At 28.9% G+C, this 25,173-nt stretch carries 24 protein-coding genes; 18 read left to right on the top strand and 6 right to left on the bottom strand.

What is annotated here, in order from left to right; translation table 11 throughout:
* The first annotated feature begins 397 nt into the window (after positions 1-397).
* On the top strand, positions 398-754 hold the full coding sequence (locus tag LQK79_RS14610) for a GNAT family N-acetyltransferase (protein ID WP_053241454.1): 357 nt from the start codon (positions 398-400) through the stop codon (positions 752-754).
* 115 nt (positions 755-869) lie between these two features.
* Here LQK79_RS14610 and LQK79_RS14615 read toward each other — a convergent pair whose 3' ends face one another.
* Positions 870-1,787: an AEC family transporter gene (locus LQK79_RS14615; RefSeq protein WP_278279579.1), complete on the bottom strand. Its 918-nt coding sequence runs from the start codon at positions 1,785-1,787 to the stop codon at positions 870-872.
* Between the two features lie 338 nt (positions 1,788-2,125).
* Between LQK79_RS14615 and LQK79_RS14620 the strand changes: the two genes are divergently transcribed.
* The 12 genes from LQK79_RS14620 to LQK79_RS14675 all read left to right on the top strand — a co-directional run bounded on the left by LQK79_RS14620 (position 2,126) and on the right by LQK79_RS14675 (position 15,119).
* Positions 2,126-3,040 carry a nucleoside hydrolase gene (locus LQK79_RS14620; protein ID WP_231017030.1) on the top strand — a complete coding sequence of 305 codons (915 nt, stop codon included), beginning with the start codon at positions 2,126-2,128 and terminating at the stop codon, positions 3,038-3,040.
* A gap of 24 nt (positions 3,041-3,064) precedes the next feature.
* On the top strand, positions 3,065-3,982 hold the full coding sequence (locus LQK79_RS14625) for a nucleoside hydrolase (protein WP_053241457.1): 918 nt from the start codon (positions 3,065-3,067) through the stop codon (positions 3,980-3,982).
* A 185-nt stretch (positions 3,983-4,167) separates the two neighbouring features.
* Entirely contained in the window at positions 4,168-5,232 is a 1,065-nt protein-coding gene (locus LQK79_RS14630) for a BMP family lipoprotein (RefSeq protein ID WP_231017056.1), read from the top strand.
* Between the two features lie 98 nt (positions 5,233-5,330).
* Entirely contained in the window at positions 5,331-6,857 is a 1,527-nt protein-coding gene (locus LQK79_RS14635; protein ID WP_053241459.1) for an ABC transporter ATP-binding protein, read from the top strand.
* Positions 6,858-6,960: 103 nt separating this feature from the next.
* Positions 6,961-8,058, top strand: coding sequence for an ABC transporter permease (locus LQK79_RS14640; RefSeq protein WP_231017031.1), 1,098 nt, complete (start codon positions 6,961-6,963; stop codon positions 8,056-8,058).
* 3 nt (positions 8,059-8,061) lie between these two features.
* Complete coding sequence (locus LQK79_RS14645) at positions 8,062-8,994, top strand: ABC transporter permease (protein WP_084756884.1); 933 nt, start codon at positions 8,062-8,064, stop codon at positions 8,992-8,994.
* Positions 8,995-9,066: 72 nt separating this feature from the next.
* Positions 9,067-9,717 (top strand): DUF3298 and DUF4163 domain-containing protein, encoded by a 651-nt coding sequence (locus tag LQK79_RS14650; RefSeq protein WP_231017032.1) that lies wholly within the window; start codon positions 9,067-9,069, stop codon positions 9,715-9,717.
* A 165-nt stretch (positions 9,718-9,882) separates the two neighbouring features.
* On the top strand, positions 9,883-11,067 hold the full coding sequence (locus LQK79_RS14655) for a sensor histidine kinase (protein WP_231017033.1): 1,185 nt from the start codon (positions 9,883-9,885) through the stop codon (positions 11,065-11,067).
* The gene (locus LQK79_RS14660) at positions 11,054-11,710 is read left to right on the top strand and encodes a response regulator transcription factor (protein ID WP_053243285.1); all 657 of its coding nucleotides are present in this window, start codon (positions 11,054-11,056) and stop codon (positions 11,708-11,710) included. The genes LQK79_RS14655 and LQK79_RS14660 overlap by 14 nt, the downstream gene beginning before the upstream one ends.
* Positions 11,711-11,924: 214 nt before the next feature.
* Positions 11,925-12,866, top strand: coding sequence for an ABC transporter ATP-binding protein (locus tag LQK79_RS14665; protein WP_231017034.1), 942 nt, complete (start codon positions 11,925-11,927; stop codon positions 12,864-12,866).
* Positions 12,867-12,885: 19 nt separating this feature from the next.
* Entirely contained in the window at positions 12,886-14,031 is a 1,146-nt protein-coding gene (locus LQK79_RS14670; RefSeq protein WP_231017035.1) for an ABC transporter permease, read from the top strand.
* Between the two features lie 2 nt (positions 14,032-14,033).
* Positions 14,034-15,119, top strand: coding sequence for an ABC transporter permease (locus LQK79_RS14675; RefSeq protein WP_231017036.1), 1,086 nt, complete (start codon positions 14,034-14,036; stop codon positions 15,117-15,119).
* 59 nt (positions 15,120-15,178) lie between these two features.
* Here the strand turns inward: LQK79_RS14675 and LQK79_RS14680 are convergent, their stop codons facing one another.
* Positions 15,179-16,303 (bottom strand): hypothetical protein, encoded by a 1,125-nt coding sequence (locus LQK79_RS14680; RefSeq protein ID WP_231017037.1) that lies wholly within the window; start codon positions 16,301-16,303, stop codon positions 15,179-15,181.
* Positions 16,304-16,552: 249 nt separating this feature from the next.
* Here LQK79_RS14680 and LQK79_RS14685 point away from each other — a divergent pair, with 249 nt between their 5' ends.
* The 3 genes from LQK79_RS14685 (at position 16,553) to LQK79_RS14695 (ending at position 19,457) form a co-directional block, all read left to right on the top strand.
* The gene (locus tag LQK79_RS14685; RefSeq protein ID WP_231017038.1) at positions 16,553-17,275 is read left to right on the top strand and encodes a hypothetical protein; all 723 of its coding nucleotides are present in this window, start codon (positions 16,553-16,555) and stop codon (positions 17,273-17,275) included.
* A 94-nt stretch (positions 17,276-17,369) separates the two neighbouring features.
* Entirely contained in the window at positions 17,370-18,023 is a 654-nt protein-coding gene (locus LQK79_RS14690) for a response regulator transcription factor (protein WP_231017039.1), read from the top strand.
* Positions 18,024-19,457, top strand: a complete 1,434-nt coding sequence (locus LQK79_RS14695) for a sensor histidine kinase (RefSeq protein ID WP_231017040.1) — start codon at positions 18,024-18,026, stop codon at positions 19,455-19,457.
* Between the two features lie 238 nt (positions 19,458-19,695).
* On the opposite strand, the gene rd is transcribed toward LQK79_RS14695, so the two are convergent.
* Genes rd through LQK79_RS14710 form a run of 3 tightly spaced genes read right to left on the bottom strand, consistent with a single transcriptional unit; the run spans position 19,696 to position 21,047 of the window.
* Positions 19,696-19,860 (bottom strand): rubredoxin, encoded by a 165-nt coding sequence (rd, locus tag LQK79_RS14700; protein WP_084756887.1) that lies wholly within the window; start codon positions 19,858-19,860, stop codon positions 19,696-19,698.
* A gap of 14 nt (positions 19,861-19,874) precedes the next feature.
* On the bottom strand, positions 19,875-20,105 hold the full coding sequence (locus LQK79_RS14705) for a glutaredoxin domain-containing protein (RefSeq protein WP_053241466.1): 231 nt from the start codon (positions 20,103-20,105) through the stop codon (positions 19,875-19,877).
* Between the two features lie 15 nt (positions 20,106-20,120).
* Positions 20,121-21,047, bottom strand: a complete 927-nt coding sequence (locus tag LQK79_RS14710; RefSeq protein WP_231017041.1) for an NAD(P)/FAD-dependent oxidoreductase — start codon at positions 21,045-21,047, stop codon at positions 20,121-20,123.
* A gap of 273 nt (positions 21,048-21,320) precedes the next feature.
* On the opposite strand from LQK79_RS14710, the gene LQK79_RS14715 reads away from it, so the two are divergent.
* Complete coding sequence (locus LQK79_RS14715) at positions 21,321-22,475, top strand: CapA family protein (protein WP_053241467.1); 1,155 nt, start codon at positions 21,321-21,323, stop codon at positions 22,473-22,475.
* A 587-nt stretch (positions 22,476-23,062) separates the two neighbouring features.
* Here the strand turns inward: LQK79_RS14715 and LQK79_RS14720 are convergent.
* The gene (locus tag LQK79_RS14720) at positions 23,063-23,710 is read right to left on the bottom strand and encodes a pentapeptide repeat-containing protein (protein WP_231017042.1); all 648 of its coding nucleotides are present in this window, start codon (positions 23,708-23,710) and stop codon (positions 23,063-23,065) included.
* Between the two features lie 295 nt (positions 23,711-24,005).
* Between LQK79_RS14720 and LQK79_RS14725 the strand changes: the two genes are divergently transcribed.
* Positions 24,006-25,163, top strand: coding sequence for an ROK family protein (locus LQK79_RS14725; RefSeq protein WP_053241468.1), 1,158 nt, complete (start codon positions 24,006-24,008; stop codon positions 25,161-25,163).
* The last annotated feature ends 10 nt before the right edge of the window (positions 25,164-25,173 follow it).

The following is a 25,173-nucleotide window of genomic DNA, read 5'->3' on the forward strand; positions in this document are numbered from 1 at the left end:
TTTCGTAGAGAAGCGAAGGAAAATCCTCATTAACTTTTCATGTAAATGAAAAAGTTCACTTTTTAACAAGCAAAGCAGGTTAAAACCCTTCACTTTTTACCGAAGGTAAAAAAGTTAGTCTTTTAACTAGCAGAGCAAGTTAAAATCTTTCACTATAGTTGCTTCGCAATATTTATGAATTACGGTTAAAAATAAATTTAATGCGACAGCCCCTTTTATTTTTTGTAATGTTAATTAGAGTGCGCTAATGCTTAAATATAATGCTTTTGCTTCAATGTGATTTTTATTGAGAAGTATTACTTAGAAAGTTGTATTATTGACTAAAAATGTAAATTATACTAATATATAACTTATAAGTAAATATGCAGTAAAATTAAAGGGATAGGGTGATTTGAATATGTGTAACATAAGAGTTGCAAATTTAGAAGATGAAAATCAATTGATAAATTTAGTTAAAGCTGGATTAGATACTGATAAGGTTAAGAAAACGGCAAGACAGGTGGTACATGATTTTTTTAATGATACAAAGTATGAGATTTTTGTAATTGAGGAAGCAAATTCTCTTAAAGGTTTTGGAAGTCTTGAATTTAAAAGAGAACCTGGAGAAGATGAAATTGCAGAATTGGTTATGATGAATGTTAATGACGATTTAAAGGAAAAGGGATATCAAAATAAGTTAATTAATTATATTGAAAAGTATGCACGGGAAACAGGGGTTAGAGAGATATACTTAAGACCATGGAAGTTTAGATAATTAGTGCACAGTTCACAATGCACAATGAAAGCCGATTTTTGCAGTGTGCATTGTGAAGTGAAAAAGTATTAATTGCGAGACAAATAATATATAAAATTTTAAAGTTCTATGTAGTTTATTGTAAATTAGTTATAATCCATATCATTATGAAGCTCAATATCATAGTTATATTACATAAAGTTCCAACGAGTTTTTTATCATAGTTAAATTGAACTGCATAAGGTATAACAGCCATACCAATGGGGAGTATTAAACCTATGAGAATTGTATATCTAAATGTTAAATTAAACGGTAAAACAAAAAATAAAATGATTCCAATTACTAGTCCAAAGCTGTATCTTACAAATAATATCTTTGCTATGCTTTTGTAGTATATTTTATCTATAGAAAAGTTTAGGCATACTCCAAGAAGCAAAAGTGATAGTGGCATATTTGCCTTTGATATTATTTTACAAATACTTATAACCGGAGAAGGAAAATGAAGACCGGATAAGTTTATTAGTAAGGCAATTATGTAAGACATAAGTGGTAAAGAGGCAAAAGATTTTTTTGTGATTTCTTTTATTCCGATATTAGCTTCTGAAGTTGAAAAAAGTGATGCAATTATATAACAAAATACGAATATTGGTATAGAATTTCCAATATCAAACATGCCTATATACTTTAAGCCTGGTTTACCAAATATTGCTTCAATAATTGGATATGCAAATAAGCCTACGTTAAAGCCAGGGACTACCATTGATAAAGCACCTCTTACATTTTGCGGAGCTTTTCTGAAAATAAACACTCCTAAAAATGACATAGCAAGTCCATAAATAGCACCTATTATTGTAAGTATTATTAAGGAAGAATCTAGTTTCATTGAGTTAAAGGTATCAATAATTAATGCAGGAAGTGTTACATTAAACAAAATTCTTGCCATACCATCGCCATCAGCTTCTTTTATTAAACCAAATCTTTTAAGTATATAACTCAATGTTATTATTATTACAAAAGAGATAAATTGATAATTCACACTACTAATTCTAAACACATCCAATCTTGAGTATATAAGAGTTAATACTTAGATAAGTTTATCATATGAGGATGAGGAACTTCAACATATGATTTAGTATATAAATAAAATTTTTTATAATAAAAGGATGTATAAACATTAACTGGTCACAACACGAACAAAAAATTAAAAAAATAAAAAAATGTATGTTATTTTTTTATGATATCTGGTATAATATACACTGACATTAAAAAATGTGCAAAGATTTAAAGGCTTTATTGTGTATTTTGAATAAAAATGCTGGAATTTATGTTGTACATTTTTGAAATGGTGAACATTATATAATTAACGAATTTTATTGTTAAGGAGGAAATCTAGTGAAGAAACCAATTTTCATAGATTATAATATTGGTTTTGATAATATTATTTTTATTTTAAGTGCCATTTTTATAAGGGGCATCAGTTTAGATACTATTAATATAAATATATCACGTGACGTAAAATTAATAGATATTAACAATATTGTTAACTTGACAAAATTGTCTGATAAGAATATTAAGCTTATATTTGAAAAAAATAGTCCTATAATAAATTCAAATAAAGATGAAGATAGGGTTAATGAAGAAGTATTAGATTTTATAAGAAAGATTGATTATCAAATTGAAGATTCACCTAAAATTATGCTTAGGAAATTAAAGGAAAGTCATAAGAAGGCAAGTATTATTTCAACAGGAAACTTAAGTAATATAGCTAAAATGTTTTTATCATGTCCAGAGATTAAAAAGAACATAAATAAAATAGTAGTCGTAGGTGGCGCAATTTATGGTGGAAATTGTACTCCTTGTGCTGAAAAAAATATTTTTTCAGATGCGTACGCAGCAGACATTGTTTTTAATTCAGGAGTTCCTATAATTATGTGTGGACTAGATGTAACTGAAAAAACACATCTAAGTAACGAAGAAATTAATGAATTATTAGAATGTATAAGGTCATCTACAAATAAATATATTACAGATTATATTAAAAATGAATTAATTTGTTTTTTTGAAAGCTTAAAAATATCTGATAAGTCTCTTGCGAATTTGTGTGGTGTTATATATGCAAGTAATCCAGATATCTTTAAATTTGATAAGTGTTCAGTTTCTGTTGAAACTGGAGGAGAATTTACATATGGGTGCACTGTAGTTGATATTAATCATGTACTGCAAGAAACTAGAAATGTGGATGTTGTTTATTCTTTAGACATTAAAAAGTTTGTTTTCATATTAAAAAATTTTTTAAGTAATATGTAATTTGATTTTATGGAGAGATGAATAGTGAAAATACCTATTATTATAGATACGGATCCTGGAATTGATGATGCCATAGCAATACTCATGGCATTTGCAGCAAAAAATATTGATATTAAGGCAATAACGACTGTAGTTGGAAATGTAGAACTTGAAAAGACCACTGTTAATGCGCTAAAGCTTGTTGAATTTTCGGGACTTGATATAAAAGTTGCGAGAGGTTCTGAGAAGCACATTAGGAGAGAACATTTTTCGGCAGAATGGTATCATGGAGTTTCTGGACTTGGTAATTTGAAATTTCCAGATCCTAAAATGAAGGTTTATGAGAAAAATGCATATGACACTATATATGAAGAAGCATGTAAATGCAAAGGAAAGTTAAAGCTTGTTTGCCTTGCACCACTTACAAATATTGCATCAACTATACTAATATATCCTGACATAGTTAATAAAATAGATAGTATTGTACTTATGGGTGGAGCAATAAATGGAGGCAATGACACCCCAGCGGCAGAATTTAATATGTATGCTGATCCAGAAGCTGCAAGAATAGTTTTTAATTCTAAAATACCAGTTACAATGGTTGGCTTAGATGTCACAAATAGAGCTTTGCTATATAAGAATGAAATTGAAGAAATAGATAAAGCTAATAACAAAATGGCAAAGTTAGTAGCCAAAATAGCAACTAGAATATATGAAAATTGTGCTAAATTTAATGTAGAAGGAGCTGCAATGCATGATCCATTTGCTATGGGATATGTAATTGACAGCAGCATTATGAAATATAAAAGTTTTCATGTAGATGTTGAAGCAAGCAGTGAATTAACTAGGGGGAAAACTATCGTAGATGTAAATAACCTACTTAATAAGCCCACAAATGTTAATGTAGGTGTGGATTTAGATAGGGATGCGTTTGTTTCAATGTTAAAAGAACTTTTTATATAAATAAGGCATCTTCAAAAAAATAATAGGTTCATCTAGCGGCTAATTTTGCGTAATATTTCGTCAACTGAACCCGCTAAGACTCCTAGTATTAACGGAACCAGTTTCCTTGTATTACACAAAATTATCTCGCAACATGGACTTATTATTTTCTTTCAGATGCCTAAATTAATTTTATCGGAGGTAATATAATGTTTAAAAAAGCAGCAGCAATTGTTTTATCATTAACACTAGTATCAAGCTTAATGGTAGGATGTGGAAGTACTAATGCTTCTAAAAGTGGTACTAGTACAACAAAGAAAATTAAAGTTGGGTTAACTACTAGTGAAGGTGGATTAAATGATAAATCCTTTAACCAATCAGCTAATACTGGAATAGAAAAAGCTAGGAAAGAGTTAGGTGTAGATTACAAGGCAGTAGAATCTATGAAAAAAGATGATTTTCAACCAAATCTTCAAGCCTTAATTAGCAATAATTCAGATCTTATTTTTGGTATTGGATTTCAAATGGGAGACGATTTAGATGCTATAGCTAAAAAGAATCCTAACAAGAAATTTGCAATAGTTGATACAGTTGTAAATGAAAAAAATGTAGTTTCACTTGTATTTAGAGAGCAAGAAGGTTCATTTTTAATGGGTGTTATTGCCGGAAAAATGACAAAATCAAATAAGATAGGTTTTGTTGGTGGAATGAATATTGATTCAATAAATAAATTTGCTGCTGGATATATTGCTGGAGCAAGAACTGTAAATCCTAAAATACAAGTAGAAGAAAAGTACGTAAACAGTTATACAGACACTAATATGGCTGAAGAAATAGCTAAGACTTTATACAATGATGGTTGTGACATTGTTTATCATGCAGCTGGCGGTAGTGGTGTTGGAGTTTTCAAGGCAGCAAAAGAAATGACTTCGCAAAGCAAACAGTTATGGGCAATTGGAGTTGATATGGATCAAGCTGAGACAGTTCCACAATATTCAGATGTAATACTTACAAGTATGGTAAAGAGAGTTGACAACGCTACATATCAAGTTGTTAAAGATCTTACTAAAGGAAAATTCGAAGGTGGAAAAACAGAGTACTTTGGTCTTAAAGAAAGCGGAGTTGATATAGCACCTTCTTCAAAGAAACACGTACCAGCTGATATATTAACTTTAGTTGACAAATATAAAGATGCAATAAAAACTGGAAAGATAAAAGTTCCAGATACAATTAAAGATGCTAATGCGTTTAAGGCTGAAGCATTAAAATAAATTGAATTTACTTTTGTTATAAATAAATATCATTGATTCTTTTTAAAGAATCAATGATTTTATAATATAGTAAAAAAGTTCTTTTAGGAGGACAAGTAATGGAAAAAATTATAGAAATGAAAGAAATAACAAAAATATTTCCTGGAATCATTGCTAATAATAAAGTTAATTTTGACTTACTTCAAGGAGAAACACATGTACTTTTGGGAGAAAATGGTGCTGGAAAAACTACACTTATGAATGTACTCTATGGTCTATATCAACCGGAAAGTGGAGAAATATACATACAAGGTACAAGCACAAAAATTAATACACCTCATGCTGCAATTAAACTTGGAATAGGAATGGTTCATCAGCATTTTATGCTAATAAATAATTTCACTGTAGCTGAAAATATTATCTTAGGCATGGAACCTAAAAAAGGACTAAAAATAGATATGAAATCGGCTATTCTTGAAGTTGAAAAATTATCTAAGGCATATGGTTTTAATGTAAATGCCAAGGATAAGATAGAAGATTTATCTGTAGGACAGCAGCAAAAGGTTGAAATTTTAAAGGCTCTTTATAGAAAAGCAAGGGTATTAATATTAGATGAACCTACAGCAGTTTTAACACCTCAAGAAATAGAAGAACTTGCAAATATAATTAGCATGCTTAAAAAAGAAGGCAAATCATTCATTCTCATAACACATAAGCTTAAAGAAGTTATGAATATGAGTGACAGAATAACAATAATTAGGCGTGGAGAGGTTATCAAAACTTTAAACACTAAAGGCACTAATATAGATGAACTTGCGGAAATGATGGTTGGTAGAAAAGTTAATCTTAAGGTAAATAAAAGCAATAAAGAAGCTGGAGAAGCTATACTTGAAATAAATAAGCTTAATGCCGAAGATGAAAGAGGAGTAAAAGTTGTTAAAGATGTGGATTTAACAGTTAAAAGCGGTGAAATATTTGGTATAGCTGGTGTAGATGGTAATGGTCAAAGTGAACTAATTGATATTTTAACAGGACTTAGGAAAGCACAAAGCGGAAGTATAAAACTAAATGGTAAGGAAGTAACAGGAAGAAGCACAAGAGAAATAATGGATGAGGGTGTAGGACATATTCCAGAAGATAGACATAAGAGAGGTTTGGTTTTAAAATTTTCACTATTTGAAAATAGTATTTTAGGGCTACAAAACAATAAAGCTTTTAAAAATAAATTCTTTTTAAATTATAAGAAAATAAAAGAACATTGCAGAAGTTTAATAAAACAATTTGATGTAAGAACTCCTAGTGAGGAGGTAACAGCAGCATCTCTATCTGGTGGAAATCAGCAAAAATTAATTATTGCCAGGGAAATTTTTAAACAGCCGTCACTTTTAATAGCAGCTCAACCTACGCGTGGACTAGATGTTGGAGCTATAGAATACATTCATAAGCAGTTGGTCTCTGAGAGAGAAAATGGAAAAGCGGTACTACTTGTTTCACTTGAACTCGATGAAATTTTGAGCTTATCTGATAGAATAGGCGTTATGTATGATGGGAAAATTGTAGCAGTGCTAGAAAACAAGGGCGTAGATGAAAAGACATTGGGAATTCTCATGGCTGGCGGAAGTATTAATAAAGATAAAACACTTTGAAACTTGAAATTTATTTGTACCAAAATGTTGATTTCTAGATATTATGGTGCACATAAATTTCAATAGTTGAATTGGTTTATCTATAAATAGGAGTTGAATACATTTGAGTGAGATTGATGTTAAAGGTAAAATGAAAAATTCAAAAATAAAAGATAGTTTAAATGCGTTATTGTTTCCACTTATTTCAGTATTTCTTTCATTATTTATAGCTGTTTTTTTTGTAATGTGGGCAAAAAAATATTCAATAACAGACTATTTTACTGCACTATCTGATTTAATGTCTATTATTGTATCATCAAGCTTTGGAAGTACACAGCAGATACTTGATACATCTGTTTATGTTGTGCCGCTTATTTTTACAGGTCTTGCTAATGCCATAGCAAATAGATGCGGATTATTCAACATTGGTGCAGAAGGTCAGTTCACAATGGGATTTCTTGCCGCATCACTTCTTGGACTAATACCTGGCTTAAGTGTGTGGATACATGTTCCACTTGTAATAATAGGTGGACTACTAGTTGGAGGTTTGTGGGCTTCTCTTCCAGGATATTTAAAAGCTAAGTTTGGAATAAATGAGGTTATCAACACTATAATGATGAACTATATTGCCATGTATGTTGTAAATATGGTTATAATGGAAACACATTTTGGTGTAAAGAATAAAGCTTGTACTCCTATAATACAGGAAAGTGCTCAATTGTTTAGATTTATTTCTGACAGTAGAGCTAACATTGGAATTATATTTGCTTTAATAGCTGTAGTATTAGTATATCTTTTAATGTCTAAAACTACTTTGGGATATGAAATAAGAGCAGTTGGAATCAATCCTTTTGCAGCAGAGTATGGTGGAATAAATATAAAAAGCAAAATGATTTTAGCTATGTTTATTTCAGGTGCAGTTTCGGGAATTGGTGGAGCACTTCATTTGTCAGGAACAATGTATCAAAGCAGTAGCATGACAAGTTTTATAGGATATGGTTTTGATGGTATCGCAGTTGCTCTTCTTGCAAAAAATAATCCTATAGGATGTATACCAGCGGCTATTTTATTTGGAGTACTTGAAAATAGTTCAAGGGTACTTCAGCTTAACAATATACCTAAAGAAGTTGTATCCTTAATTGAAGCAATAATAATAATATTTGTTTCAACTGACTATGTTTTGAAATACATAAAAAGGAAAAAGGAAATAAAAGGGGTGTAGAAGGTGAAGGATATAAATTTTATAATTTCAATAATAGATTCTACTTTAAGAATGGCAGCTCCTTTGATATTTGCTGCAATAGGCGGTGTTTTTTCCGAAAGATCCGGTGTTGCTAATATAGGAATTGAAGGTATGATGATTATGGGAGCTTTCTTTTCTGTATTAGGTACGTATAAAACAGGAAGCACTTTAGCTGGAATATTATGCGCAGTTTTAGCAGGGGCGGCTATATCGGCATTACTTGCTTTTTTAAGTATACATTTAAAATCCGATCAGATAATTGTAGGTACAGCAATTAATATATTTGCAGCAGCATTTACAAGTTTTATGATTTTTAAAGTATTTAAGATTGGTGGGCAAACTGAAATAGTTAAAGGAATTTCTTTTAATGTACCTAATTTCATAGTGAATATTCCTATACTTGGCAAGTTTATAAGCGGACTTAACTGGTTTATTATAGCAGCTTTTATACTTGTAGTAGTTGCAAACTTTATACTTTTTAAAACTCCACTTGGACTTAGAATAAGAGCAGTTGGTGAAAAGCCAATAGCAGCTGATACTATGGGAATAAGTGTTTATAAAATAAGATATTTATGTGTAATAATATCTGGTGCTCTTGCAGGAATTGGTGGTTCCTGTTTAACGCTAGGAATGACTCCTATATTTAAAGAAGGTATGGTATCCGGACGTGGATTTATAGCTCTTGCAGCACTTATATTTGGAAACTGGAAACCATATCCTACAATGATTGCATGTATTATATTTGCATTAGGTAATGCTCTTCAGATAAATGCACAGGGACTTGCATGGCATATTCCAAATGAATTGTATGCTATGTTCCCATATATATTAACAATGCTTGCTCTTGCAGGATTTGTTGGTAAAACTGTGGCACCAGCAGCTGACGGTATACCTTACGAAAAAGGTCAGAGATAAAGTTTATTTATGTATATTCTCTTGGATGCTTAAATATAATGTATTGAAATAGTTTTAAGAAAGGGAGTATACATGATTTATTTAAGAAATCCACTTGAAAGTAATAAAATGAGAGTTGTAAATAGTGTAACGCTCGTAAAACAAAAGCTTGTTCCAGATAAAACCACTATAGAGTATCCGTTTATTCCAAATGATAATGGTGATAAAATTTTATCAAAAGTGAACAATTATATTATAGATGAAGTAAGCAAACTTTTTAAAAGTCAGGTTTTGCTTCCGGAAAAAGTAGACTTTTATGAAATATTTGGTACCTATGAAGTTACAGTAAATAAAAATGATATTTTAAGTATTTTATTTAGTATGTATACCTATGTTAATAAAGCAGCTCATGGTGTTACAGCTTATTCATCATTAACTGTAAATACAAAAACTGGAGAAGTATATTCTTTTAATGATCTATTTAATCCTAAAATGAATTATGTGCCTATAATAAATACAATTGCAAAGCAATATATTAAAGATAATAATATTCAACTTATAAGTGAATATAATGGAATTATCCCAAATCAGCAGTATTACTTAACTGAAAATAAACTTGTACTTTATTATCAGCCTTATGAATATACTCCAGGTTATTATGGTATTTTTAAAATAGAAATTCCTTACGATAAAATTAGAAACCTTATAACACCATTAAGCCCGATTAGTAAACTTATTTTGTGAAGAACAGCTGTTTAGCTGTTCTTTTTTTAAAATTTATAAGTAGTGCTTAATTTCATATAATAAAATATCTGAAACTGATTTTTATTATGTAAAAATAATGCAAAGTAACTAAAGTTGAGATATGATATAATATCATTATATTATTTCTGGAGGAACTATAATTATATGGGTAATAATGAGAATTTTGTTATTATAAGATACATTACTATTTTCTTTATTATAGTAGGAATGGTAATATCAAAGAAAACTCTAACTAGTTCAATGTTCATTTTTATACTTATATTCATTATTAACAGCCAACTTCGCTTTTTTTCATTACAAAAACACTTTCATAAAATGTTTTCTTTTGTAATAGAAATTATTTTTACAATTACTGCAAATGTTTGGATAGGTGGTTTTCTTTTTACATATCTTATTTTGCTTGCTATTGACAGCAATGTAATATTCAATAAAAAAGAAGCTATAATATTTGATATTATAATAATTATTGAAGGAATAGTATTTTCTTTAAATTACGGAATGGAAAATAGGGGGATTAATTTAGGGGTAACGATACTAGTTATATTTGTTCTTTATTTTACCAAGGATGAAAAAGAAAGAAAACTTAAAGCACAGGATCTTTATGATAGGCTTAAAATATCAGAAGAAAATTTGAAAAATGCAAATAAAGAGCTTGAACTATATGCAGCTTCAATTGAAGAAATAACAACTCTTAGAGAAAGAAATAGAATATCTAGAGAAATACATGACAGTGTTGGACATGCTCTTTCTACAATGGTAATACAACTCGGTGCAGTGGAAAAAATGATAAAAAAAGATCCAGATGCGGCAGAGAAGATAACAAAGAATTTGAGAAAGTTTACTCAAAGGAGCCTAGATGAGGTCAGAATGGCTGTGAGAGAAATTAAACCTAAGGAATTTGAAAAATTTGAAGGTATTTTAAATATACAAGAGCTTATAAATAATTTTAAAAAAATGACAGGGGTAGATGTAAGACTGTCATTTACAAAAGAAAAATGGTCTTTTAATTCGGATCAATCTTTTGTTATATATAGAATAATTCAAGAATTTTTGTCTAATAGTGTTAGGCATGGAAAGGCTACGGTTATACATATTATGATGGCTTATACTCTAAAAAGTGTTGTTGTAACCTTGAAGGATAATGGAATCGGCTCGGATGGTTTAGTAGAAGGTTTTGGAATGAAAAGTATGAGGGAAAGAGTAGGAGCTTTAGGGGGATATTTTGAATACACAAGCAAAAAGGGACAAGGATTTTTAGTAAGAATTGAGATTGAAAAGCAAGAAAAGCTTAAGGTACACAATGAGGGGGATTTTAATGGGAGCAATTAAGGTTTTATTGGCTGATGATGAAAGGTTAGTTGTGGATGGTCTTAAAATTATACTTGAAACTTATGAAGATATAGCAGTTGTTGGAACAGCAGCTAATGGTGAGGAGGCACTTAAAGAATGCAGGAAAAACAGCCCTGATGTAGTTTTAATGGATATAAGAATGCCCAAAAGTGATGGAGTTATGGGAACGAAACTTATAAAGAAAGAATTTAACAATATAAAAATACTAATATTAACAACCTTTAATGATGTTCAATATATTCACGAAGCACTAAAGTATGGAGCATCAGGTTATATATTAAAGGATAGTGATTATGATCTTATTTATGAAGGAATAAAAGCATGTACGAAAGGGAATGTAGTTATTAATCCCGAGGTAGCATCTAAAATAATAAGTGAAAATGTAGAGTACAATCAAAAAAATTCAATAGATAAGGTGAAAAAAGATTATAAGCTAAGTGATAAAGAAATTAGTATAATAAAAGAAATAGCAAATGGTTTTTCAAATAAAGAAATAGGCGAAAAGCTTTTTTTAACAGAGGGAACTATAAAAAATAATATAAGTTCAATACTTTCTAAGCTTGAACTTAGGGATAGAACTCAGCTTACAATTTTTGCATTTAAAAATAATATAGTTACTTAAGTAATTTTTTTAGTTACCATAAGCACTAGGAAAATATGTTATCATCTTCTAATATATATTTGGAGTGATAAATGTGACAGTACAAAACTTAATTGATTTTATAATTGAAAAGAAAATGGCATTTGTATGGTTAATAGTATGTGTATTTTTTAGTTATATCTATATACAACAATATATTTAAAAGAATAAATGAGATAAACGCGGGGTTGATTTTATGGATAACGATGTTAGAGTTGATAATATTACTAAGAGATTTAATGATAAACTTGTCTTAGATAATATTTCTTTTCATGTTAAGTCAGGCGATATATTTGGACTTATAGGTCCTAATGGAGCAGGAAAGTCAACTTTAATTAATATAATGTCAGGAATTGTAAAACCAAACAGTGGTGACGTATTGCTTGGAAAATATTCAATTTTAAAGGATACTGTGGAGGCAAAGAAAATGATAGGCCTTGTCCCACAGGAACTTGCTCTTATGGATGTATTTTCAGCATATGATAATCTAATGTATTTTGGAGCTTTTTATGGTCTTTCGGGAAGGCTTTTAAAAGACAGAATTAAGATGGCACTTGAAGTAACTGGTCTTACAGATAGAAAAAAGGAAAAGGTAAAGAAATTTTCAGGAGGAATGAAAAGGAGGCTTAATCTTGCTGCAGCAATCATGCATAAGCCTAAGATCTTAATAATGGACGAACCCACAGTGGGTGTAGATCCGCAGTCCAGAAATTGCATTTTTGAGTTCATAAGAAGAATAAACAAGGAAGATGGAACTACTGTGATTTATACATCACACTATATGGAGGAAGTTGAAGCACTATGCAATAACATATTTATCCTTGATTTGGGAAGTGAAGTTGCCTATGGGTCAAAATCTGAAATTAAGTCTATGGTGAGTGTGCATTCTACTATAAGATTGAAAATAGATGATTTTAACGATGAATTGCTATTAAGGTTGAAGGAATTAAGTGGGGTCAAAGATGTTTTCCTTAAAAATGAAGAAATTAGCGTATTTATAGATGAAAACAAATTTAATGTAGAAGAGCTCATCATGCTTTTATCAAAAGAAAATAAGAAAATAAGAAGTTTTAATCTTGAGGAAGCTTCTTTGGAGGAAGTCTTTTTAGCTATTACGGGTAAAAATTTAAGAGATTAAACATGCGAGGATGGAGTATATGTCAATTAGGAGCAATATTATTTTAGCGCTTAAGGGTATAGCTATAAGTTGGAAACAGATAGTATTAGTTTATTGCATTTTTCCTATTTTAATTACAAGTTGTTTAGGATACTTCTTTAAAGATGCTTATGAGCCTGAAACAAAAGTTGATAAAATTAATATAACCATAGTTGATAAGGATGATAGCAAAAGTTCTAAAGAGCTTAAAAAAGTTTTTCAAACACAAAATATAAAAAAAATATTTAGTGTATCTAAAAATTCCAAGTGCATCATTACAATACCAAAGGGATATGAGAAGAAAATAATTGAGCTAAATAAAGTGACCATAACCATTAGTGATAAAAGTGGTATAGCTCAAGGTGATAAAAACATCATAGAAAATGTCATAAACGAATATGGAAAATTCATTACAGAAAATAAGATGATTTCAAATAAAGTAATGTCTTTAAGCAAAGAAGATAGACAAAAAGTATATGATGATTTGGAAAATATATATTCAGATAAAATACTTAAGAATAATTTTGTGAAGCCTAAAAAAAATTTAAATGCTTATGAAAATTTAGGGTATACACTAATTAATTATATCATTATATCAATAGCTATCGGAATAGTTGGTTCTTATAAAAAAGAGAGAAAAGACGGTGTTCTTAAAAGAATCATGGCTATGCCAATGAAGAAGGAGAAGTTATTTAATTTAAATGTTATATGCTATTTTATATACAGCGTTGTTTATGGAGGGGTATATATATTAGGCTTTATTGTAACTGGCTTTGCCTTTGGAAAATGTAATTTTATAAATTTATCAATCATTTTAATTTGCCAAAGCTTAGTGGTTGCAAGTTTTTCAGCATTTATTATAGCATTTTTCAGCGAAAGGTTTTCTCTTTCTTTTCTTACGGTTTTACTTTTTTTTCAAACACTTTTTGGAGGAGCATTTATTCCAATAACAGAAACAACTAATAATGCTTATGCAAAAATATGTGATTTTTCTCCTTTAAATGTTATATCGGAAGCATATAAAAATTGTATGATTTTTAATTCTTTTGCAAGCATAGAAAAAGATTTATGTTATATGATTTTTTTCTCTATAGTTATTTATCTTATAGCATTTTTTAAGATTAAAATTAGATGGGAGACTAACTAAAAATGGATTTTATTATTGTGATATTTGCTAACTGCAAAAGGTATCTTAAGGATAATAAAACTATAGCATATATGTTTTTTATACCAATATTTATTACAGGTTTTGTATATTTTATTAATAATAAAGGTGATGAAGCTCCTAATAATACGGCAGCAGTTATAAACTTAGATAAAGGAGTTTATGGAGATAAGCTCATTAAAAAATTAAAGGTTAAAAGGGTTTATAAAAGTAAAACTGAAGCTTTAAATGCGCTAAAAAGTTACAAATATACAGCCATATATGAACTTCCATATGATTTTTCTAACAGTATTAATAGTAAATTAAAGCCTATAGTTAATGTTTATAAGGTACAAGATGGGAATATCAATGAAGACTTTGAAAACAACCTAAAGAATAGCATAAAAGAGAGCATGAAGATTAATGTTTTGGAGAAAAATAATGTAATTAAAAATGGAAAGGAAATTAAAAAGAATATTTTACATATTAGTTATAAAAATATAAGCAATTCTATTAAGTATGATAAACTTTTTCCTGTAATAAATATTATGTATCTTATGTTTATATATTCGGTTTTGTTTAACAAGGACTTATTAGAACTTAAAAAAGATAAAATATTAAAGAGAGTATCCTCCACAGCAAGTTATGGATATCGCATATTAGCAAGTATATATATATCTATTGTTATAGTTCAATCATGTATTTCTATACTTTCGCTTTCAGCAGTAAATTTAGTTTTTACACACAGCTTTCAAAATTTTTCTATGGAAGTTTTAAATATAATTCTGGTAAGCATGATATCTACCTCTATAGCAATTATGGTGTCAAGAATTTTTGAAGAATATAGTATTGGATGTTTTATCATTACCTTAATGGATTTATTAATGTTTTCTATATATTTAATAGGCAGCGATGATAAAAGCAAATATGCAGCAGCTAAAATTTTAATGAAATTTACACCATTTTATTGGGCTGTAGATAGCATTAGAAAATTTAAAGTGTTTCCAAATGCTATAATTTTAATACTTATTGCTCTAGCATTTTTTACAGCGGGCAGTGTAAGAGATTCAACATTTGCCAAGAGTAAATAAACTGCCATTGACATAGATATGAAGGATAAAAAGAAGAGCTTTGCTTGGCACATTTATCTTTATTTATATTCAGCATTATTGTTTTTCTCCAGTTCCTCGTAAAATTTACGTACCCCTTCTCCCCAATGAGGATCTTCAGCATACTTTTTATTTATCCAGTGAAAAGGCTCCTCATTACTAGGCTTATCTTTACATAAATTAATTACAGTTCTGCTGGCTATTTCTGCAGCATCTTTAAGATTAGTATTATACTCTTTCCAGCTGTGGTAAACATTGAAAGGGTTGTTTACTATTTTTTTTGCGTATTGATTATTAGCTGGGACGAAAGCCTGTTCTTGTCCTGTAATTGCAAATAAAATAAGCGGGTTTAAATTAAATTCCCTTGCAACTCCAAGTAAGGTGGAAAAGTAAGGCTCTTGCTCTAAAATAGAATTTTTGCTCTTCAAATATTTTTTTAGAGAATTTTGATTTATATTTTTATAGTTAAAATAATTAGGCAAACTAGAATTAGATATTTTACTTGAAGCAACAAAATTTTCAGATTTATTTACTGTTTTTTTAGCAGAAATTTTTATATTATTTGATTTGGACTGACTTAAAATGTTTTTGATTATATTGTTATTTTGGATTGTTATCGAAAAAACAAATAAAGCTAAAATAGAAAACCTAAATGGCTTTGAAATGAAAATTGTTTTTATGATATTTTCATTTGTATTTAAAGGTGTAATTTTACGGATAGCTTCCGCAGAGGAATTCTCAGCTTCAATATTGGTTTTAGGTTCTTCCTCTTTATAAGGAGTTAATTTTATATTAAATTTCTCAAATTCTGACAAAGAAATTTTATTTTCAACCTTGGAGTTAACCCAATTTAAGACGCTTTCATAAAAACTAATTTCAGCACTTTTATTAGAAATGCAAGTGTTAAATATATCTATAAGAAAAATTGTTTGTCCATTTTTTAGTAAAGTATTTTTTAAAAGATCTTGTTTAAGCTTAGTAATATAATTCTTTTCTATACCATCAATATTTTTATCGAGAATTTGATGTATTGATGAAGTTAAAACATTTAGCTTTTGAACTTGAGTGTAATCACTAAACTTTTTATTTATATATTGTTTTAAAATTAAAACGTCATTTTTAGAAATAACTTTTTTACTTTGAAGCTCATACATAAAACTTTCCATAAAAAATCCATCCTTACTATAAAAAAGAAGAATACTACAATATTTAAATATTCTTTGTTTTATTACAAAATCCTCTTTATTATCGTTATAAAGTATAGTTAACATAAGCTGCCTGATTAAAATTAATATTAAAACTTTAAATTCACCTATGATAAATTTAACAAGCAATTTAACAGCATCTTTTTTTGCTGTATAATAAAAGTTAGATAAAAATCCATGCACGAAAAAATGTTTTGGAGGTAGTTCTTTATGAATAAAATAAGATTAATGGGAGTTGCTTTGGCAGCAGTAGTAACATTAATAAGTATGTCGTTTATTGCATTTGCAAGTAAAAATACAGAAAATTCTACCAGGAACATTGTTAAGGTTGCAGCTAGTAATGTAAATAATGCATCAGTTAATATTAGTAATAAATTAATTGACATAAGTGATGATCAAGCTATCCAAATTGCAAAAAAAGCTATAATAAATATTTATGGAGTTGATGTGGACAAGCACGGTTTTACTAGCATGCCTATACTATTTAGGATAACTGATTCTGATAAAGAAGCATATAAGTTGGAGGGGCCTACTATTGATGTGGCATTTAGTAAACCTGATGAGATGCAGCGTGTTGATAAGGAAAATCATCTACTTAGTTTCGATGATGTTAGAGTTGAAATATCGTTAACAGACGGAAAAGTTAAAGCTGCTTCATTTATAGACGGCATAGATATAAAAACAGAAGCTAAATATGATGAAAATAAACTTAAAGCAGCTGCTGAAGAATTTCTAAAGGAAAAGAGACTTAGAACAGATTATAAAAGTATAGTAAAGGTACAAAGAAGTCCTTATATACCTATTGGATGTGTTTCTTTTGATTATGGAGATGGGACAGGAGAAATGATAAGTATAAATTTACAAAATTATAAGGCATATGGATACTCTCCTTTAAATATAAAGGTGTTGTCACAGCTTAAACTGTTAAGATAAGTTAATTAAAAAACTAAAATAGATAAGAAGTGGGTCTTATCTATTTTAGTTCCTTAAAGTTTAATTCTGAAATTAAAAAAGGGTGGGCGTAATAATGGTAAAAATATTAATTGTAGAAGATGATATTTCAATTTCTGACTTAATAAAGCTAAATCTTAATATGGCTAATTACGAGAGCAGACAAGCTTACGATGGTGAAGACGCATTAAAGCTAGTTGAAAGTGAAAAATTTGATTTAATACTTCTTGATGTCATGCTTCCCAAGGTTGACGGTTTCACTTTATTTGAAAAAATAAAAAAATTAAATATACCAACTATTTTTTTAACAGCTAAAGTCTCAGTTGCTGATAGAGTATATGGATTGAAATTAGGAGCCGATGATTATATTACAAAACCTTTTGAGGGGATCGAGCTTTTGGCTAGAATTGAAAATGCATTAAGGCACTACAATAAAAAGAAAAATATATTTTTGTATAAAAATATAGAAATAAATGTAGATGAAAGAAAAGTAAAAATAGATAATAAAGATGTAGAACTTACTTTAAAGGAATTTGAACTGCTTTTATTTTTGGTTGAAAATAAAAATAGTGTGCTTACTAGAGAGAAAATACTTGAGCGAGTATGGAATTATGATTATTATGGAGAAACGAGAACGGTGGATAATCACATACAGCGCATAAGAAAAAAATTAAATTTAAAAAATGAAATAAAAACTATATTTGGATTAGGGTATAGGTTGGTGGATTAAATGAAACTTTGGGAAAAGATTTTTATGTGCACGTTAATTGTCTTTGAAGTTTTTTTTATTCCATCTACCATGTATTTAATAAATAGAAGCTTTAAATTAAATTTAAATAGTGAGATTAATTCTGCAATAAGCGAGCAGAATAGATTTTGTAATTCTATAAAATTAAATATAACAGTCATGAATAAGGCAGAAAACCCTTTTACATATAATGATGTCAATTATGGAAATTTAAATAAAAATATTGTTTCTTATATGAAGTATTTATCTAATAAAAAAACACATTTTCAAGTATTCGATGATAGTGGTAGGAAAATATATGATGATTTTAAAATAGGGGCTATAGAAAATAAAGGACAATGGAATATTTCTAAAGATAAAGTAAGTTATGAAGTAAGTGAGATAAAAGAAAAAAATTATTTATATGTAAATAAGAGAATAAATATGTACAATAGTTATTATAGAGTCTCTTACATAAAAGAAATATCGTGGGTTTATGAAAATTATAGATACTTATGTAATGTTCTTATGAAACTAAATATTTTTGTATGCATAACATTGGTAATCATTATGATAATATTAAGTAAAATGATTATAAGTCCTGTTAATAAACTCATAAAATCAACTCAAAAGATATCAGATGGAAATTTTAATGAGAGGGTTGATATTAATAGTAAAGATGAAATTGGAATTTTGGCAAAAAACTTTAATTATATGACAAGTGTAATTGAAGATAACATAAATGAATTAAAAGAAAGCTCTGAGGACAAGCAGAAATTTATAGATAATTTATCTCATGAAATAAGAAGCCCTCTTACATCAATCATAGGATATACGGATTATCTTATAACCAACAAAGATTTTGATGAGGAAACTTTTAAGGCTTTGAATTATGTGTATAAAGAGGGAAAAAGATTAGAAAAGATGTCATCAAAATTAATGGATTTAATAGTAATAAGAAAAGAAAAACCAAAAATGAAGTATGAGAGCATCAAAGAAATCTTAGAAGAAATAAAAGCTTCAATGGTACCAAGATTAAGAGATAAAAATATAGATATTGTAGTCTCTTCAGAAGAATCTAGTATATTAATGGATAAGGAACTGATAATAATACTTATAAAAAATTTTATTGATAATGCGATTAAAGCATCTGGGGAAGGCAGTAAAATATATGTAAACGCGTATTTGAATATTGTTCCCATTATTGAGATCAAGGACAGAGGAGTAGGAATACCTAGAGATGATATAAAGAAAATTTTTGAACCATTTTATATGGTTGATAAATCTAGAGATAGGAGAAATAATGGGGTTGGACTTGGACTTTCCATATGTGCTAAAATTGCAGAAATACATAATGCTGAAATTAAGGTGGAAAGTGAAGTAGGCATTGGAACAACGGTGAGAATTGAATTTAATAATATGGAAGTGGAAGAATGAAAATAGGTGAATTTTATATAAATTTGTTACTTTACATTTAGCAGAAGCAATAAGTGATCTTGTATTTGAAAACATTTATTTAGTAAGCAATCTAAATAAAAGCCAATAAATCTTAAAACGTAAATCTAAAAAGGCTTAGAGATTTCAATTTGTCTGAACGATAGTAAGTTATCGAAATTTCTTGGAATTTTGGATTTACGCTGTTAAATTTATGGCTTTTATTTAGTGTTTAAAAATGCTATTCATCGACCTCTTCAAATTGATCTTTGCCAACGCCGCAGAGAGGACAAGTCCAGTCGTCAGGAACGTCTTTAAAAGCGGTTCCTGGGTTTACACCATTATCTGGATCACCTTCAGCTGGGTCATAAATATATCCGCATACTACACATACATATTTTTTCATATAAAAGCCTCCTCTTATTTGTTAAATAGTAAATTATCTATAGCGGGTTTGTCAAAGCCTACAATTATATTCCCATCTATATTTATAACTGGAACACCTGATTGCTTTGATAAATTGAGCATTTCCTCTCTTGCTTTTAAATCATCCTGAACATTTAAATCTTGAAAATCTATATTTTTTGACTTCAAGTATGACTTTGCCTTTGAGCACCAAGGACAAGTTGGTGTAGAGTATACTTTTACCATAATTAAATTCCTCCTTTAAAATCCTTTGATATATTTTTCAGCCATTAATGCAGCTATAGAACCATCATTAACAGCAGTAGTAAGCTGTCTTACTTCTTTTTCTCTAACATCTCCAGCGGCAAAAACACCTTTAATGTTAGTTTCAAGTTTTTCATTTGTTTTAATATGACCAGATTCTGATAAAGCTAAAGTATCTTTAAAAAGATCCACTTGAGGTTTAGTACCTATATATACAAAGATACCATCTGCTTTTAAGGAACCAGGTTCACCGGTTTTTCTGTTTTCTGTTATAATATTTTCAATTGAATTGTCACCAAGTACATGAAGTATTTCAGTATTTAATAATAATTTTACATTTTTATGTTTAAATAATTCATCCTGATTAATTTTTTGTGCTTTTAAATTTTCTGAGTGATGAACAACTGTAATGTTTTTTGCGTATTTTGTTAAAAATAATGCTGCATCAATAGCTGAGTTGCCACCTCCAACAACTATTAAATCTTTCCCATCATACATTGCTCCATCACATAATTCACAGTAGTGTATGCACTTACCATGAAGTTTTTCTTCTTCAGGGACTGTCAATCTTCTGCTTTTAGAACCAGTAGCTATGATTACAGATTTAGCTTTATATATAGAACTATCTGTTTCTATTATTTTTTCATCATCAGTTAGTTTAACCTTTTCTATATTTTCAAATTCATTTATATCTGCACCTGAATTTACAGTTTGTTCTTGCATTTTATCAGCTAGATCTGCACCTGAAATAGAGTTAAAACCGGGAAAATTTTCTACGGAAAAAGTTTCTCTAATTTGACCTCCAACAAGACCATTTTCAAATATTAAAGTATTAAGTTTTGATCTTGAGGCATATAGACCGGCTGTAAGACCAGCAGCTCCAGCACCAACAATAGCTAAATCAAGTTCCTTTTCTTCCTTCATAATATATCAACTCCGATACTTGTAAATCTTTATTGCACTATAAGCATAGTATAAACAAAAATGCTTAAAATAATAATTACTCATTGATAATTATTATCTATTAATAATATAACACTTTTAGTTTATTTTGACAATAGTTTTTTGCATTATTATATATTTTATTTACAACGCATCCATAAGTGTATAAAATTAATATATGGAAGTGCTACTTAAAAGTTTAAAATTAATAAAAAGTTTTGCATCTATACATAAACAGAAGAGGGCGAGGTTATTATGATTAATAAAAATATGCATTCGTTTAAAAGTATAATTGCGCAGACAGCCTTGTGCTTCATATCAATCTTAATAATATTATTATTTGCATATAAGTATGGTTACTTTGGAAAAAACTCTGCAAACATAAATAGTTTAGAAAATAATAAAATGGGAAATAAAAATTCAACATCACAAGATGCAGGTAAAACTAAAAGAAATCCTAATACCAGTGTGGTGATTAGTTTAGTTGGAGACTGTACAATAGGAACAGATCCTAGATTTGATGAATCAACGTCACTTATTACAGAAGTTAAAAAGCACAATAATGACTATTCTTATTTGTTTAAAAATGCAGTTAATATTTTTAAAGAAGATGACATAACTGTTGCAAATCTCGAAACAGTTTTTACAAATTCTAATATTAGAAGTAGAAAAACATATACATTTAAAGCACCACCAGAGTTTGCTGAAGCACTGAAAAAGGGTTCAATTGAAGGGGTGGATATAGACAACAATCATACTAAAGATTTTCTTGAAAAAGGGTTTGAAGATACGATTACTGCGTTAAAAAAATATAATATAAGTTATTTCGGAAATGATAATAAGTGGATTAAAGAAATTAAGGGAAACAAGATAGGATTTTTAGGATATCAAGCATGGACTTATGATGATGATGCTATGAACAAAGTTAAGAATGACATAAAAGATTTAAAAGGCAAAGGAGCTAGTATTGTAGTTGTAAGTTTTCACTGGGGAACAGAGGGGAGCTACTATGCAAATTCTCAGCAAAAGGAAATTGCACATTATGCTATAGATAATGGTGCTGATTTAGTAGTTGGCCACCATCCACATGTAATTCAAGGAATAGAAAGTTATAAAGGAAAGATAATAAGTTATAGCCTTGGAAACTTTTGTTTTGGAGGAAATTCAAATCCAAAGGACAAAGATACTCTTGTACTTCAGGCAAAATTTGATTTTAGTAATACCAAGCTTTTAAAATCAAGTATTAGGGTATTGCCATTTAGTGTTTCATCTATAAGTTATGTAAATGATTATTGCCCAAGTCCTCTAAAGGGTGATGACAAAGATAGGGTTCTTAAAAAAATTAACGATTTGTCTCCTAATTTGGGATTTAAGGTTAATGATTCTTTTAGCAAAAATATTGCGAAGTAACAGTATCTTGAGATGTTAAATGAAAACTATAAAAATTTTAAGAGAGTGCCTGCTTTAGGCTCTAGAAGGATAATGGGCAAAGCCCAAACCTCGTGTATGTTTACTCGCCTGTGGCTCAAACAAATTGAAGCTTCTAAGCCTTTTAACAATCATTACCTAAGATTTATTAGCTTTCATTTAAATCATCTCTTCAATACTGTTACTTCGCTAAACCGGAAATGCAAGGTAAATTTTTCTCCGGTTCCCTACGAAAAATACTCTATAATCACTGTTAATCAATAAATGAATGGACAAGTTCACACCAAAAATTCCGTAGGTACGGAGAAATTTTTTCCTTGCACTACCGTGGGAGCGAAGTAATACTGCTGAAGAAACAATTTAAAAAAATTCTAATAAATCTTGGTAAAAAAATCATAAAATACTTAGATATTTCAATTTGTCTGAGCGTCCAGCGAGTATAAACATACGCGGGGTTTGGGCTCTGCCCATTATCCTTCTAGAACTCAAAGCAACCACTTTTTTTAAATAACCACTTAGATTTATAGAATTTTTTTAATGTTGCAAAGCAGTATTACTTCGCAATATTTTTATTTTATGATGACCCCAAGAACATCAGCAAAGCACATTAACTGGTCTGGACGAACTATGCAGCCTTTTAGGCTATCTATTGTTACATTAATACCATCGATTTCACAAGTGCTTAGATCAATTCCATTAAGCTTTGTTTCACACATTTCAGTATCTGTTAAATTGCAATTTTTAAAACTTATTTTTGAAAAATTCGCTTTATAAAAATCTGAGCTTGTAAGTATGCAATTTTTAAAAAGCATTTGAGTGCATTTTGAAAAACGAAATAATGAATATTTTCCAATACAGTCTTCGAACAATACATTTCTCAAACCCGATTCAGTTAAATTGATGCCTGTTATTTTACAATTTATAAATTCAACTCTGCACATTATTGAATTTGTAAAATCAGCATTTGATAAATCACACTTTTCAAATTTAACGTCAGTTAAATCAACTTCACTAAAATTAGTATTTTTAAATATTACATTTTTAAATACTACTTCATTCATGGAAACTTTTCGTGCGCTTTGATTATCTATTTCTGCATTTTCAATAAGTTTTAAGTCAATAAATGATTCTTCTATTAGTAAAATATTATCATACATTTTATCGAGATTCTCCGAGATATTAGGAGAAACAATTTTAAGATCATTTTTTTTATTCATAGCGATACTCCTTTAAACCAATATATATAATTATATCATTTCAAATTAAATTGTTTAGTGAAAAATTTAATTTAGAATTATATAAATTATCTAGTAAAACTTATTAAAAATACTTTATAAAATGTATTTAAAAAGATTTATAAATATGATAAAATATAAGCATAAACCGTTAGGGGGTATGATATAGGTTATAGACAATAATATTAAAACTGTTTGTCTAGAAATATATTTTAAAAATTAGTGATTGTTTATGGACAACTTTTAGATTATAATCTGTCATGAGGTGTTATGAAGAATGTTTAATGTGGAAAGAAATCAGAATAAAGGTAGAATATTAAATTTGCTTTATAAGAAGAAAAAGCTTACAAAGCAAATTATTGCCAAGGAATTGGATATAAGTATACCTACAGTAATATCAAATGTAAATGAATTGATAAAAGATGAACTTGTAGAGGAATACGGAGTGGCAGATTCAACAGGTGGAAGAAAACCTGTTATTGTAAAATTTCTTGAAAATAGTAGATATTCTTTTGGAGTTAATATTAATCCAGAAAAAGCAAGAGTTGTACTTGCAAATTTAGATCTTGAAATAAAATATGATGAAGAATTTTTAATTGATGGTCTTAAGGATTTTAAGGCTATTATGCAAGAAATATCAGAGTGTGTAAAAAGAGCTTTAAAAGTAGAAAATATTAAAAGTGAAAGAATACTTGGTATAGGTTTCTCACTTCCGGGAACTGTAAATGAAGAAAAGTTTCTTTTAGAGCTTGCACCTAATATTGGAATAAAAAATGTAAATTTTAAAGAATTTGAAGATTATTTTAATATGCCAATGTTTGTAGAAAACGAAGCAAATGCAGCAGCATTAGCAGAGCTTAGTGTTGGCGTGGTAAAAGAGGATAAAAATCTTGTTTATATTTCAATCACTAGTGGAGTTGGTACAGGAATTGTAGTAAATGGATGCTTATATAAGGGAAAAAATAAAAGAGCAGGAGAGTTTGGGCATATGTCAATAATGCCGAATGGTAGAAGGTGCAAGTGTGGTAAAACTGGATGCTGGGAAATGTATGTTTCTGAAAAGGCACTTCTTAATGGATTTAATGAGATAAGTGATAAAAAAGTAAAAAATTTATTTGAGTTTTTTAAAGCATTGAGTTCTGATGATGAGAGATATAAACAATATTTTGATGATTATCTTAACATGCTTGCAATTGGCATTCAAAATATTGAGCTTATTTTAGATCCGCACTATATAATTTTAGGTGGAGAAATAAGCAAATATGAAAAGTATTATATGAAAGAACTTAAAGAAAAAATATTTATAGAAAATAGCTTTTATTCTAAGGGGGATATGAAACTTCTTACATCAAAGCTCAAAAAAGATTCTTCTGTAATAGGAGCAGCATTACTCCCTATAACATCAGCATTTTCTATAGAAGAAAAAATAATATAAGGAGGAGTCT

This window comes from Clostridium guangxiense (genome assembly GCF_021043395.1).
In the GTDB taxonomy this organism is placed as follows: Bacteria; Bacillota; Clostridia; order Clostridiales; family Clostridiaceae; genus Clostridium_S; species Clostridium_S guangxiense.

Coding starts and splice junctions, on each gene's coding strand:
- LQK79_RS14660 (WP_053243285.1), top strand. CDS start 11,054: ATGGGAGCAATTAAGGTTTTATTGGCTGATGATGAAAGGTTAGTTGTG.
- LQK79_RS14650 (WP_231017032.1), top strand. CDS start 9,067: ATGATTTATTTAAGAAATCCACTTGAAAGTAATAAAATGAGAGTTGTA.
- LQK79_RS14655 (WP_231017033.1), top strand. CDS start 9,883: ATGGGTAATAATGAGAATTTTGTTATTATAAGATACATTACTATTTTC.
- LQK79_RS14725 (WP_053241468.1), top strand. CDS start 24,006: ATGTTTAATGTGGAAAGAAATCAGAATAAAGGTAGAATATTAAATTTG.
- LQK79_RS14635 (WP_053241459.1), top strand. CDS start 5,331: ATGGAAAAAATTATAGAAATGAAAGAAATAACAAAAATATTTCCTGGA.
- rd (WP_084756887.1), bottom strand. CDS start 19,860: ATGAAAAAATATGTATGTGTAGTATGCGGATATATTTATGACCCAGCT.
- LQK79_RS14685 (WP_231017038.1), top strand. CDS start 16,553: ATGAATAAAATAAGATTAATGGGAGTTGCTTTGGCAGCAGTAGTAACA.
- LQK79_RS14720 (WP_231017042.1), bottom strand. CDS start 23,710: ATGAATAAAAAAAATGATCTTAAAATTGTTTCTCCTAATATCTCGGAG.
- LQK79_RS14610 (WP_053241454.1), top strand. CDS start 398: ATGTGTAACATAAGAGTTGCAAATTTAGAAGATGAAAATCAATTGATA.
- LQK79_RS14705 (WP_053241466.1), bottom strand. CDS start 20,105: ATGGTAAAAGTATACTCTACACCAACTTGTCCTTGGTGCTCAAAGGCA.
- LQK79_RS14710 (WP_231017041.1), bottom strand. CDS start 21,047: ATGAAGGAAGAAAAGGAACTTGATTTAGCTATTGTTGGTGCTGGAGCT.
- LQK79_RS14715 (WP_053241467.1), top strand. CDS start 21,321: ATGATTAATAAAAATATGCATTCGTTTAAAAGTATAATTGCGCAGACA.
- LQK79_RS14680 (WP_231017037.1), bottom strand. CDS start 16,303: ATGGAAAGTTTTATGTATGAGCTTCAAAGTAAAAAAGTTATTTCTAAA.
- LQK79_RS14690 (WP_231017039.1), top strand. CDS start 17,370: ATGGTAAAAATATTAATTGTAGAAGATGATATTTCAATTTCTGACTTA.
- LQK79_RS14675 (WP_231017036.1), top strand. CDS start 14,034: ATGGATTTTATTATTGTGATATTTGCTAACTGCAAAAGGTATCTTAAG.
- LQK79_RS14670 (WP_231017035.1), top strand. CDS start 12,886: ATGTCAATTAGGAGCAATATTATTTTAGCGCTTAAGGGTATAGCTATA.
- LQK79_RS14695 (WP_231017040.1), top strand. CDS start 18,024: ATGAAACTTTGGGAAAAGATTTTTATGTGCACGTTAATTGTCTTTGAA.
- LQK79_RS14665 (WP_231017034.1), top strand. CDS start 11,925: ATGGATAACGATGTTAGAGTTGATAATATTACTAAGAGATTTAATGAT.